Here is a 12,648-nt window from a genome sequence, read left to right on the forward strand (position 1 = left end):
GAGGGTTTTTGTTTTTATGGCGTTTGATATTTCACATCGCTTCGCGACAGTGACATACCGCAGGTCTTCCAGAATGCACGCACAAAAAAACCACCTTCGAGGTGGTTTTTTATTTACCGAGATTGTCAGTCCCCGCGGTATTCACATCCACTGGTGCAGGTTTCGTGAATACGGATAGCCGATAGCTCAGGCAGCAATGGCTTCAACTCATTCCAGATCCATTTCGCCAGGTTTTCGCTGGTCGGGTTCTCAAGACCTGGGATGTCATTCAGGTAGTTATGGTCAAGGCGCTCGTAAAGCGGTTTGAAAATAGCTTTGATTTCCGAGAAGTCCCGGATCCAGCCTGTATGAGGATCGACCTTGCCAGCCAGATGAATGCCGACACGAAACGAATGCCCGTGCAGACGTCCACACTTATGCCCCTCTGGAACGTGGGGGAGAAGATGTGCTGACTCGAATGTAAACTCTTTGAAGATTTCCACTGTGTATTGGCCCCGAAAAATGGCGATCGCTGACGCGATAAACGCAGGCGTCGAGTCTAACAGCAAAGACCTGAAACGCCATGCAGGGCCTGGACGTAATGACCTTTTTGGCGTGTTTTTGATGGCACTCGGCCAGACCGATTCAGCTTGAGTTAAGTTGCACCCTTTAAGGTAAACGCCATAGACGCATCGACCGCTATGGACCCTCCTAAACAATGAACACGCTGACAACCCGGCTTGCGGCCCTGACCATGGTGATGGCTGCCAGTGTCACCCAGGCGCGTGGCATCGATCCGCAAGAGGTGTTGCGTCTCAGTGATACGGGCAAGCTGCAGACGAGTGAACGGCTTGATGCCAAAGCACAAGCACCCCGGTGCGAGCATCATTGGTACACAACTCAAGAACATATACGGCAGGTACGTTTACAATGTCGAGCTGCGTGATGCGCAGGATATTGAGTGGGTTCTCGAATTAGACGCCGCCACAGGCCAAGTCTACAGGAATCATCAGGATAACTAATGAAGGTCGACAAGCGTCTCTGTGCCATCCTTGGTCTGAGTCTGGGCTGTTCTTTTGCGTACGCCAGAGACCTGAATCAGGATGAAGCGCTCAGTTTGCGGCAGCGCGGGGTCATTCTTCCGCTCGAGCAGTTCATCGAGCGCGCGTTGAGGCTTCATCCGGGTGCCCGCTTGCTGGAAGCCGAGCTTGAAGAGAAAAACAACATGTACGTTTACGAGTTTGAATTGTTGACCCCGCAAGGTGTGGTCCGCGAGCTCAAATTCGATGCGAGCAGCAGCAAACTGCTGAAAGACGAGGAAGATTGATGCGCCTGTTACTGGTTGAAGACCATGTTCCCTTGGCGGATGAGCTGCTGGCTGCGCTGGGACGACAAGGCTATGCGGTCGACTGGCTGGCTGATGGGCGTGATGCCGTCTATCAGGGCGCAAGCGAGCCCTACGACCTTATTGTGCTCGACCTGGGCCTGCCAGGAATGCCGGGGCTCGAAGTTCTGCAGCAATGGCGTGGTAACGGTCTGGCGACACCGGTGCTGATTTTGACGGCGAGAGGCTCTTGGGCGGAGCGTATCGAAGGCCTGAAAGCCGGTGCCGATGACTACCTGACCAAACCTTTCCACCCTGAAGAGCTGCAATTGCGTATTCAGGCGCTGCTGCGCCGTTCGCATGGCATGGCCAACCAGCCCACGCTGGAGTCTGCCGGTCTCAATCTGGACGAAGGGCGCCAGTGCGTCAGTCGCGATGGTGCCGACATCCAGCTCACGTCTGCCGAGTTTCGTCTGCTGCGCTACTTCATGCTCCACCCTGGGCAGATCCTCTCCAAAAGCCATCTGTCCGAGCATTTGTACGACGGTGAAAACGAGCGTGACTCTAACGTCATCGAGGTTCACGTCAATCACCTGAGGCGCAAGCTAGGGCGTGCGGTGATCGAGACGCGCCGTGGCCAGGGTTATCTTTACGGTGGAGCCGGAGGTTGAAGTCCATACAAAGGCGGTTGAGCCTCGGCCTGATTGCGGTCATGGTGGTTGTCGGTCTGGTCATGGCGCAGACCAGTCTGTGGCTATTTGAAATGGGTCTGCAGCGCTACCTTGAGTCAGGTTTGCGCAATGAAAGCGAAAACCTGCTGGTCGCTCTGGTTCGGGGCCCTGCCGGGCTGCAGCTGGATGACCATCGTTTGTCGGGTGCCTATCAGCGCCCGCTGTCCGGCCACTATTTTCGAATGGACTTGCCACAGGGCCATTGGCGCTCCCGTTCGCTGTGGGATTTCGAGTTGCCTCAGCCCGGTGTGGGTTTGCACGCCAACCTCGAGCTTGGCAAGACCGGGCAGTCGCTGCTGATGCTGACCAGCGAGTACCGCAAGTTCGGCAAGCAGATTTCAATCACCGTCGCGCAGGATTACACGCCAGTCCGGGCAAGCTTTCGCCTTATGCAGCAGGTAGGTCTGGGGCTCGGGCTTGCCGCGTTGATTCTGGTGCTGGTCCTGCAGCGCATTACGGTGCGCAGGGCGCTTCGGCCTCTGGAAACCGTTCGCGAGCAGATCTTCCAGCTCCAGCAAGGCCAGCGTTCGCAACTGGATAATCAGGTACCGCTTGAACTTGAACCGCTGGTGGCCCAGATCAACCACTTGCTTGCGCACACCGAAGACAGCCTCAAGCGGTCACGTAATGCACTGGGCAATCTCGGGCACGCCCTGAAGACGCCACTAGCGGTCTTGCTCAGTCTCGCTCTCAGCGGGCAACTGGACGCCAACCCCGCGTTGCGCAAAACGTTGCAGGACCAGCTGGAAAACATTCGCCTGCGTCTGGAGAGAGAGCTCAATCGTGCGCGTCTTTCCGGCGATGCGTTGCCGGGAGCCCGTTTTGACTGTGATACCGAACTGCCAGGGCTCTTCTCGACGCTGGGCATGATTCACGGTGCCCATCTCCAGTTGATCAATGATGTCGAGCCCGGTATGTACCTGCCTTGGGACCGTGAAGACATTCTTGAGCTGCTGGGCAACCTGCTGGACAACGCTTGCAAGTGGGCCTATAGCGAGGTGCGTTTGAATATCCTGCGTCAGGAGCAAGGGTTCTGCCTGCTGATTGACGACGACGGCCCCGGCATTCCCGAATCACAACGGGCAGAGGTCTTCAGCCGTGGCGCTCGTCTTGACGAGCAGATCACCGGCCATGGACTCGGTCTGGGAATCGTGCGCGACATCGTTGAAGCCTGGGGTGGTCAACTGCAATTGCTGGAAAGTCCCGTCAGTGGGCTTCGTGTGCGTATTGACCTGCCGGAACGTACCGCTCCTTAAGGTATTCTTTCTGTAATTCTCGGAGCTTTCATACAAAAAAGCAGGACAGGTCTTAATGTCAGGCTGACGGTGCCGATAGCCTGACAGGCACCTCTGACTTATAAAAATAACCACAAGGCCAATCCTATGCGTCTCAGTCTGAAAGCCAAGGTTTTGTCACTGGCAGTCCTGCCGGTTCTGGTGTTTGCGCTGGTGATCAGCGCCACGACGGTATTCATGTTGAACAAGCAGGCCGAGCGTGAGGTCAGCGATACGCGAGAGCGCCTGCTGTCCGAGGCCAAGGCAACGCTGCAGAACTACGTCGCAATTGCCATGACCGCTATCAAGCCACTCTACGATGCAGCAGCGCCCGGCGATGAAACGGCGCGCGCCAACGCCATCAAGCTGCTCTCTGCGGTCAGTTATGGCAAGGACGGTTATCTCTTCGGCTACGACTCACAGGTCGTGCGCATCTTTCGAAGCACCAGCCCTGATGGCCTGGGAAAAAGCTTCATTGATGCACGGGATGCGAACGGGGTTTATATCAACCGCGAGCTGGTCGCAGTCGGCAAGGCCGGCACTCACTACGTGATGTACTCCTCGGCATTGCCGGGCAAGACCGATCCTGTGCCCAAGATCGGCTACACCGATTACCTGCCTAAATGGGATCTGGTCATCGGTTCTGCCGTCAATATCGACGGCATTGATGCTCAGGTTGCCGCAGTCAGGCAGAACGTTGAAGCACGCCTGCAAGAGATGCTTTACAGCATTCTGGGGATTACCGCGCTGGTGCTGGTCGTCATCGGCATCATAGGAATGCTGCTGACCGGTACTCTGCTGCGGCCACTTGGCCTGATGAAAAACAATCTGGATGACATTGCCGCAGGTGAGGGTGACCTCACCCGGCGTCTGGCCATTACCAGTAACGATGAGCTGGGCGATCTGGCCGGTTCGTTCAACCGCTTCGTCGACAAGATACACGGCATGGTCCGCCAGATAACCGAGATGACCGGACAGCTCAACGGTCTGGTGGGCGAGGTCTCGGCACAGGCTCAACGTTCGGAAACCGCCATGGACCGCCAGCGCCACGAAACCGATCAGGTGGCCACCGCGATCAACGAGATGTCGGCTGCTGCCCAGGAAGTTGCCAAGAGCGCTCAAGGCGCTTCGGTTGCCGCTCAGCAGACCGATGAGCAGGGACGTGCCGCCAAGCGTGTGGTCGATGGCAGCATCAAGCAGATCCATGCGCTGGTGGACGACATTCGCAAAAGCGGCTCGTCACTCGATGTGCTGCAAAAAGACGTTTCTTCTATCGTCAGCGTGCTGGGCGTCATTCGCTCGATTGCCGAACAGACCAATCTGCTTGCACTCAACGCGGCCATTGAGGCCGCCAGAGCGGGCGAAGCCGGTCGCGGGTTTGCCGTGGTTGCCGATGAGGTGAGGGCGCTGGCCAGCCGGACCCAGCAAAGCACTCAGGAAATCCAGAGCATGATAGATCGCTTGCAGCAGGGCACTCAGGAAGCGGTCACCGCAATGCGCCGTTCCAGCGAAGCGGGTGACGGCACCTCCGCCCAAGCCAACGAGGCCGGCACGTCGCTGGGGACCATTGGTGAATTGATCGCGACGATCAATGCCATGAACGCCCAGATTGCCAGCGCAGCCGAAGAGCAGACTGCGGTCGCCGAAGAAATCAATCGCAGCGTTCATCAGATTGCCGGCGCAGTCGAAAGTGTGGCCGATGAAACCCGGCAGAGCGCGCAGACCTCGCGCAGTCTTGCCGAACTGGGCTCGCGCCTTGACCGGCTGGTCGGACAGTTCCGCGTTTGAGGCGTTTGTGACAGGGTCGCGAGGCCCTGTCGCAGACCATTTCTACCCCTTTTATGCAGATGCCGTCACATTGCCTTCATCGGATGGCACTCGTACGTTGATGTGCTGACTAAGCTCTAGATCGGGCGCGATGCGCGGTCTACTGACATGGACAGGACATGAACGAAACCACGTTGCAATACAAAACCCTCATTCTGCTTTTGGTGCTGGTGAGCATCGCCTTCATATGGATTCTGTTGCCGTTTTACGGCGCAGTGTTCTGGGCAGTCATCCTTGGAATCATCTTTGCGCCGGTGCAGCGCAGGTTGCAGATCAAGTTCAACTGGCCACGCAATCTCACCTCGCTGTGCACCCTGACGATCTGTCTGGTCATCGCGATTCTGCCGGTGATCGTCATCAGTGCGTTGCTGGTCCAGGAAGGCACCACGCTGTACAAGAACGTCGAAACGGGGCAACTGGACATCGCCGGCTATCTGGCCGAGTTCAAGAACCTGTTGCCGCACTCCATTCAGGCATTGCTAGACCGCTTGGGCATGGGTGACCTTGAAGGTCTGCGCGACAAGATCACCAAAGGGGCCATGCAGGGCAGCCAGTACCTGGCAACTCAAGCGTTCAGCTTCGGGCAGGGTACGTTCGATTTCGTGGTAAGCGTGTTCATCATGCTGTACCTGCTGTACTTCTTCCTGCGCGATGGGCAGGAGCTGGTGCGCAAGATCCGTACTGCCTTCCCGTTGGGCGAGCAGCAGAAGCGTCGTCTTCAGCTCAAGTTCACCCGAGTGGTTCGGGCCACTGTCAAAGGCAACGTAGTGGTCGCCGTGACGCAAGGTGCGCTGGGCGGCTTCATCTTCTGGGCGCTGGATATTCCAAGTGCCTTGCTCTGGGCGGTGATCATGGCCTTCCTGTCCCTGTTGCCGGCAGTCGGTGCAGGGATTGTCTGGGCGCCGGTGGCTCTCTACTTCCTGCTCAGCGGCATGATCTGGCAGGGCGTGGTGCTGGGATTGTTCGGGGTATTCGTGATCGGCCTGGTGGATAACGTGCTGCGTCCGATTCTGGTCGGCAAGGACACCAAGATGCCGGACTACCTGATCCTCATTTCCACCTTGGGCGGCATGTCGGTCTTTGGGCTGAACGGCTTTGTGATCGGCCCTCTGATCGCTGCACTGTTCATTTCCAGCTGGGGATTGTTCAGCGGCGCCAAGAAGCCGGTGAAGCTGCCGGGCTAGTTTTCCAGAGACAAAAAAAACCCTGCTCAATGGCAGGGTTTTTTGTTTCTGGATGATCAGCCTGCTGCGTGCAGACCGGCATTGACCACCAGATCGAGCAGCGGTTGTGGATACACACCCAGTACGAAGGTGAGGATCGCGACCGCCAGCAGCATGACGCCGCCAGTACGCTGTGCCCAGTTGATCGCTGCATCGTGACGCGGCAGCTTGTTGTCGACCAGGTACATGGTGACCATGACGCGCAGATAGTAGAAGACGCCAATTGCGCTGCCGATCACCAAGGCTCCGATCAGCCACCACAGTTGTGATTCAACGCCGGTGGCAATGATGTAGAACTTGCCGATGAAGCCTGCAGTGAGCGGAATACCGGCCAGCGACAACATCATCAGGGTCATGACTGCGGTCAGGTACGGCCGACGCCAGAACAGCCCGCGGTATTCGAACATCGCATCGGCATCACGTCCGCTGTAAGGCGAAGACATCATGGTAATCACGCCGAAGCTGCCCAGCGAGGTCAGCACGTAGGTCGCCAGATAGACGCCAATCGCCTCGACCGCCATGCCTTTGCTGGCCACCAGCGCAATCATCAGGTAACCGAAGTGCGCGATGGACGAATAACCCAGCAGACGCTTGAGGTTGGTCTGGGTCAGCGCCAGCAGGTTGCCGACCAGAATCGACGCCACAGCAATCACTGCCAGCACGTCGTGCAATACACCACTGCTCGCCGCCGGAGAAATCTGGAACAGACGCACCAGTACCGCAAACACCGCCACCTTGCTCGCAGTGGCCAGGAACGCTGCGACCTGAGCAGGGGCGCCTTCGTAGACGTCTGGCGTCCACAGGTGGAACGGCACCAGCGACAGTTTGAAGGCGAGGCCGACAACCATCATGCCCAGGCCGACAGTGGCGATCGGGCTCGGCATGCCGGTAGCGGCGATGGCCTTGCCGATACCCTCAAAGCTCAGAGAACCCGCTTCTGCGTACAACAACGCCATGCCGAACAGCAGAAATGCCGAGCCAGCGGCCGACAGCACCATGTACTTGATGCCGCCTTCCAGAGAGCGCTTGTTGAAGAAAGCATAAGCCACCAGCCCGTAGACCGGCACCGACAGCAACTCCAGGCCAATGAACAGGCCAGCCAGATGCTGAGCGCTGACCAGCACCAGACCGCCGGCGGCGGCCAGCAGGATCAGCAGGTAAAGCTCTTCACGGTTACCCGGATAGCCAACCTTGCCATCACCCAGGTAGGCGTGCGCCATGGTCACGCAGGCCAGCGTCGAGGCCAGAATGATCGCCATGTACAGGCACGCGAAGTTGTCGATGTGCAGCAGTGGCGTTACCACCAGTGGCGCAACTTTGAGCGCCGGGTAAATCGACAGAAGAGCCAGGTTGAGGCCTGCTACTGAAAGCAGGAACGTTTGCGAATGATTGCGGCGCCATGCAATCGCCAGCATCACCACAACAACGGTGAGGCTGGTGATCAGCAGTGGCGCAAGCGCAATAAAGTGTTGAATCGTCAGGTCCATAGCGCTCTTACCGGGCCGAAGCGAGTTGAGTGAAGGCAGTGCCTAGCCATTGCTGCACGCCGTGCATGGTCGCTGCCGATGTGTCGAGGAACGGCTGCGGGAAAACCCCCAACACGACCAGCAACACGGCAAGGCCCAGCACCATGATCATTTCCCGTCCGTCCATGCCTTTCAGAACTTCGTCGGACTTTGCCGGGCCGAAGTAGGCGCGGTGGATCATGATCAGCGAGTAGACAGAACCGAACACCAGACCGGAGGTGGCAATCGCCGTGATCCAGGGCGCGCTGGCGAAGCTGCCCAGCAGAATCAGGAACTCGCCGACGAAGTTGCCGGTGCCCGGCAGACCCAGAGAGGCGGCTGCAAAGAACAGGCTGATGGCCGGGATGTAGGCAATGCGCGACCACAGGCCGCCCATCTCGCGCATGTCACGGGTATGCAGGCGCTCGTACAACTGACCGCTGAGGATGAACAGCGCGGCGGCCGACAGCCCGTGAGCGATCATCTGGATCAGCACGCCTTGCAGCGCTTGCTGGCTGCCGGAGTAAATACCGATCAATACGAAGCCCATGTGCGACACGCTGGAGAACGCAATCAGACGCTTGATATCGGTCTGCGCGAAGGCCAGGAATGCACCATAGAAGATACCGACCAGACCCAGTGCCATCGCAATTGGCGCGAACTCGGCCGATGCGTTCGGGAACAACGGCAGTGCGAACCGCAACAGGCCGTAGGCAGCAGTCTTCAGCAGAATACCCGCAAGGTCGACGGAGCCGGCAGTGGGTGCCTGAGCATGCGCGTCCGGCAGCCAGGAGTGCAGGGGCACGACCGGCAGCTTGACCGCAAAGGCAATGAAGAAGCCCAGCATCAGAATGTATTCAGTACCCGGTGCCAGTTTGGTCTTCAACAGGTCGGCGTAGGCAAAGGTGATCACGCCGGTCTGATTGAAGTGCACCAGTACAAGACCCAGAATCGCCACCAGCATGATCAGGCCGCTGGCCTGAGTGAAGATGAAGAACTTGGTCGCCGCGTAGATACGTGTCTTCTTGCCATCCGACGAGCTATGACCCCAGAGCGCGATGAGGAAATACATCGGCACCAGCATCATTTCCCAGAAGAAGAAGAACATGAACAGGTCGATGGCCAGGAACACGCCGACGACGCCGCCCAGAATCCACATCAGGTTAAGGTGGAAGAAACCCACCTTGCGCTGGATTTCTTTCCACGAACACAGTACCGACAACACGCCGAGCAGGCCGGTCAGCAGGATCATCAACAGCGACAGGCCATCGAGTGCCAGATGCACGTCGATACCGAAGCGGGTGATCCACGGGTGGTGAAATTCCAGCGCCCAGGTCGGATCTGCACCGGGCACCGGCGCGTAACCGAAGTTACCGGTGGCCCACAGCCAGAGGCCGAGGGCCAGTTCGAGGGTCATTGTCAGCAGCGCGATCCAGCGCGGCAGGGTAGAGCCGAAGCGCTCACCCAGCCAGCACAGCAGGCCGCCGATAAAGGGGATCAGGATTAGCCAAGGCAGAATCATGACGGGCTCAATTCCTTTCGCAAATTCGCAAGGTTCATGTCAGACCGCAACCAGAACGACGGCACCGAGTACCAGAACGGCACCCACGGCGATCGAGGCAGCATACCAACGCAGCTGGCCGGTCTCGGTACGGCTCATGGTGTCATGACCGCCTTTGACCAGACGTGGGATCAAGCCGATGGTGCGGTCGAACGGATCGCTACGCAGCACATGACTGATCGCCAGATAGGGTTTGACGAACAGCTTGTCGTAGATCCAGTCGAAGCCCCAGGCCGCGAACCACCAGGCCGATAGGAAACGGCCCGGACCGCTGTTGGCGATAGCCGTCGCCAGACGACGCTTGCCGAGAAACAGCAACGCGGCCAGCAGAATACCGGCAAGGGCAATGGCACCCGAGGCGATTTCCAGGCTGTGCTTGGCTTCGCCACCGGCGTGCCCGACGCTTTGTGGCAGAACACCGGCCAGTGGCGGGGTGATCAGCGCACCGATGAACGTCGACAGCACAATCAGCACCGACAGCGGCAACCAGTGGGCAATACCGTGACCGGCGTGCGCTTCGGTTTTGGCTTCACCGTGGAACGCAATGAAGATCAGGCGGAAGGTGTACAGCGAGGTCATGAATGCACCCGCCAGACCGGCATACAGCAAGCCGTTGTTACCGCTGGCAAACGCTTCCCAGAGGATCTCGTCCTTGGAATAGAAACCTGCAGTCAGCAACGGCAGGGCGGACAGAGCAGCACCACCGACGATGAAGCTGGCGTAGGCCAGAGGCAGTTTTTTCCACAGGCCGCCCATCTTGAAGATGTTCTGCTCGTGGTGGCAGGCAACGATGACCGCACCGGACGCAAGGAACAACAGAGCCTTGAAGAAAGCGTGAGTCATCAGGTGGAAGATCGCGCCTTCCCAGGCACCGACGCCCAACGCCAGGAACATGTAACCGATCTGGCTCATGGTCGAGTAGGCGAGGATACGCTTGATATCGGTCTGTACCAGCGCTGCGAAACCTGCCAGCACCAGCGTGACGCCGCCCACGATGCCGACCAGGTGCAGAATGTCCGGTGCCAGCGCGAACAGTCCATGAGTCCGCGCGATCAGGTAGACGCCCGCGGTAACCATGGTTGCTGCGTGGATCAGTGCCGAAACCGGGGTTGGACCGGCCATCGCGTCTGCCAGCCAGGTTTGCAGCGGCAACTGTGCAGATTTGCCGACAGCACCACCGAGCAACATTAGCGTTGCCAGTACGATCCAGAAATCGCCGACCTTGAAGTGTTCCGGTGCCTTGACCAGCAGTTCCTGCACGTTGAGTGTGCCCAACTGCTGGAACAGGATGAACAGGCCGATGGCCATGAACACGTCGCCGATTCGCGTCACGATAAACGCCTTGAGTGCTGCGTTACCGTTGTTGCGGTTGCTGTAATAGAAACCGATCAACAGGTAGCTGCACAGGCCCACGCCTTCCCAACCGAAGTAAAGGAACAGCAGGTTGTCGCCCAGAATCAGGAACAGCATGCTGGCAATGAACAGGTTGGTGTAAGCGAAGAAGCGCGAGTAACCGGCCTCGCCGCGCATGTACCAGGACGCAAACAGGTGGATCAGAAAGCCGACGCCAACCACCACGCCCAGCATCGTGACGGACAAACCGTCCAGATACAGCGCAAAGTTGGGCTGGAAGCCATCAACGTCCATCCAGCGCCACAGCACTTGGGTGTAGTGACCACCTTCTGGCGGCGCGACATTGAATTGCCAGATGACCCAGGCCGTGACGATGGCTGACAGGCCGATGGAACCGACGCCAATCAGCGCCGCTAGGTTTTCCGAGATGCGTCCGCGAGAGAACGACAGCAACAGAAAGCCGATGAGGGGGAATACGAAAGTCAGAAAGAGAAGATTCATCCGCGCATCTCGCTGGCAGCATCGATATCGAGAGTGTGGAAGCGGCGATACAGTTGCATCAGGATCGCCAGGCCGATACTGGCCTCGGCTGCCGCAAGGCTGATCACCAGGATGAACATGACCTGCCCATCCGGTTGCGCCCAGCGACTGCCGGCAACTACAAACGCCAGAGCAGCGGCGTTCATCATGATTTCCAGGCTCATCAACACAAAGAGAATGTTGCGGCGCACCATCAGGCCGACCAGACCCAGGCAGAACAGGACCCCGGCGACTGCCAGACCGTGTTCAAGAGGGATAGCATTCATTGGCTTGGCTCCTTGGCCTCGTTGCGGCCCAGATGGAATGCCGTGATGGCTGCAGCGAGCAGCAGCATCGAGGCGAGTTCCACCACCAGCAGATAAGGCCCGAACAGGCTGATGCCGACCGCCTTGGCGTCGACCGTGGTGTGACCGATGGCAGCGCCGGTCGGATTGGCGAACAGTACGTACAGCAGCTCGGCCAGCAACAGCGTGCCGAGAATCACCGGACCAATCCAGATGCCGGGTTTGAGCCAGGCGCGCTCCTGCTGAACCGAGGCTGGGCCCAGGTTCAGCATCATGACCACGAAGACGAACAGGACCATGATCGCGCCGGCATAGGCGATCACTTCCAGTACCCCGGCAAATGGCGCGCCGAGGCTGAAAAAGGTCATGGCTACAGCGATCAGCGAAATGATCAGGTAGAGCAGGGCATGCACCGGATTGGTGTTGGTGATCACCCGCAGGGTGGACACGACAGCGATTCCGGATGCGAAGTAGAAAGCGAATTCCATCTTTACTTCCTTAAGGCAGCAAGCTCTTGACGTTGATCGGCTCGGCTTCATTCTGTGCGGCGCCCTTGGGCTTGCCGCCGATGGCCATACCGGCCACGCGATAGAAGTTGTAGTCAGGGTTCTTGCCGGGACCGGAGATCAGCAGATCTTCCTTCTCGTACACCAGATCCTGACGCTTGAAGTCGGCCATCTCAAAGTCCGGCGTAAGCTGGATTGCGGTAGTCGGGCAGGCTTCTTCGCACAGGCCACAGAAAATGCAGCGCGAGAAGTTGATACGGAAAAAGTCCGGATACCAGCGCCCGTCCTCTGTCTCGGCCTTTTGCAGTGAAATACAACCCACCGGGCAGGCCACGGCGCACAGGTTGCAGGCCACGCAGCGTTCTTCGCCATCAGGGTCGCGGGTCAGAACGATACGGCCACGATAACGTGGTGGCAGGTAGACCTGTTCTTCGGGGTATTGCAGGGTGTCGCGTTTGCGGAAGCCGTGACCGAACACCATCACCATGCTGCGCAACTGGGTACCAGTACCCTTAACGATGTCGCCAATATATTTGAACAT

12 protein-coding genes and 2 pseudogenes are annotated in these 12,648 nt (G+C 58.3%); 7 read left to right on the forward strand and 7 right to left on the reverse strand.

Translation table 11 applies throughout. The annotated features are described in order from the left end of the window. Positions 1-125 precede the first annotated feature (125 nt). Positions 126-482: a 6-carboxytetrahydropterin synthase QueD gene (queD, locus tag DW49_RS0113485; RefSeq protein ID WP_005619075.1), complete on the reverse strand. Its 357-nt coding sequence runs from the start codon at positions 480-482 to the stop codon at positions 126-128. Positions 483-697: 215 nt separating this feature from the next. Between queD and DW49_RS01000000128375 the strand changes: the two are divergent. The 7 genes and pseudogenes from DW49_RS01000000128375 to DW49_RS0113515 all read left to right on the forward strand — a co-directional run bounded on the left by DW49_RS01000000128375 (position 698) and on the right by DW49_RS0113515 (position 6,319). Further along, positions 698-1,001 (forward strand): annotated as a pseudogene (locus DW49_RS01000000128375) (PepSY domain-containing protein). Then, on the forward strand, positions 1,001-1,306 hold the full coding sequence (locus tag DW49_RS0113495; RefSeq protein ID WP_005619073.1) for a PepSY domain-containing protein: 306 nt from the start codon (positions 1,001-1,003) through the stop codon (positions 1,304-1,306). The pseudogene DW49_RS01000000128375 and the gene DW49_RS0113495 overlap by 1 nt, the downstream one beginning before the upstream one ends. Next, the gene (locus DW49_RS0113500; RefSeq protein ID WP_003380100.1) at positions 1,306-1,974 is read left to right on the forward strand and encodes a response regulator transcription factor; all 669 of its coding nucleotides are present in this window, start codon (positions 1,306-1,308) and stop codon (positions 1,972-1,974) included. Before DW49_RS0113495 ends, DW49_RS0113500 begins: the two co-directional genes overlap by 1 nt. Further along, positions 1,971-3,290: a sensor histidine kinase gene (locus DW49_RS0113505; RefSeq protein ID WP_024419872.1), complete on the forward strand. Its 1,320-nt coding sequence runs from the start codon at positions 1,971-1,973 to the stop codon at positions 3,288-3,290. Before DW49_RS0113500 ends, DW49_RS0113505 begins: the two co-directional genes overlap by 4 nt. Before the next feature lie 216 nt (positions 3,291-3,506). Then, positions 3,507-4,238 (forward strand): annotated as a pseudogene (locus tag DW49_RS1000000134255) (cache domain-containing protein); the annotation flags it as partial. A 102-nt stretch (positions 4,239-4,340) separates the two neighbouring features. After that, positions 4,341-5,096: a methyl-accepting chemotaxis protein gene (locus DW49_RS1000000134260; RefSeq protein ID WP_375233984.1), complete on the forward strand. Its 756-nt coding sequence runs from the start codon at positions 4,341-4,343 to the stop codon at positions 5,094-5,096. Between the two features lie 158 nt (positions 5,097-5,254). Further along, the gene (locus DW49_RS0113515) at positions 5,255-6,319 is read left to right on the forward strand and encodes an AI-2E family transporter (protein ID WP_003380104.1); all 1,065 of its coding nucleotides are present in this window, start codon (positions 5,255-5,257) and stop codon (positions 6,317-6,319) included. 56 nt (positions 6,320-6,375) lie between these two features. On the opposite strand, the gene nuoN is transcribed toward DW49_RS0113515, so the two are convergent. Genes nuoN through nuoI form a run of 6 tightly spaced genes read right to left on the reverse strand, consistent with a single transcriptional unit; the run spans position 6,376 to position 12,648 of the window. Beyond that, entirely contained in the window at positions 6,376-7,845 is a 1,470-nt protein-coding gene (gene nuoN, locus DW49_RS0113520) for an NADH-quinone oxidoreductase subunit NuoN (protein ID WP_005619068.1), read from the reverse strand. Between the two features lie 7 nt (positions 7,846-7,852). Beyond that, positions 7,853-9,385, reverse strand: coding sequence for an NADH-quinone oxidoreductase subunit M (nuoM, locus tag DW49_RS0113525; protein ID WP_005619067.1), 1,533 nt, complete (start codon positions 9,383-9,385; stop codon positions 7,853-7,855). A 39-nt stretch (positions 9,386-9,424) separates the two neighbouring features. Further along, positions 9,425-11,278 carry an NADH-quinone oxidoreductase subunit L gene (gene nuoL / locus DW49_RS0113530; RefSeq protein ID WP_005619065.1) on the reverse strand — a complete coding sequence of 618 codons (1,854 nt, stop codon included), beginning with the start codon at positions 11,276-11,278 and terminating at the stop codon, positions 9,425-9,427. Continuing rightward, positions 11,275-11,583: an NADH-quinone oxidoreductase subunit NuoK gene (nuoK, locus tag DW49_RS0113535; protein WP_003380111.1), complete on the reverse strand. Its 309-nt coding sequence runs from the start codon at positions 11,581-11,583 to the stop codon at positions 11,275-11,277. Before nuoK ends, nuoL begins: the two co-directional genes overlap by 4 nt. Next, positions 11,580-12,089 carry an NADH-quinone oxidoreductase subunit J gene (nuoJ, locus tag DW49_RS0113540; protein ID WP_003380113.1) on the reverse strand — a complete coding sequence of 170 codons (510 nt, stop codon included), beginning with the start codon at positions 12,087-12,089 and terminating at the stop codon, positions 11,580-11,582. Before nuoJ ends, nuoK begins: the two co-directional genes overlap by 4 nt. 10 nt (positions 12,090-12,099) lie before the next feature. After that, on the reverse strand, positions 12,100-12,648 hold the full coding sequence (nuoI, locus tag DW49_RS0113545) for an NADH-quinone oxidoreductase subunit NuoI (RefSeq protein WP_003380115.1): 549 nt from the start codon (positions 12,646-12,648) through the stop codon (positions 12,100-12,102).

Source organism: Pseudomonas avellanae BPIC 631, assembly GCF_000444135.1.
Taxonomy (GTDB): Bacteria; Pseudomonadota; Gammaproteobacteria; order Pseudomonadales; family Pseudomonadaceae; genus Aquipseudomonas; species Aquipseudomonas avellanae.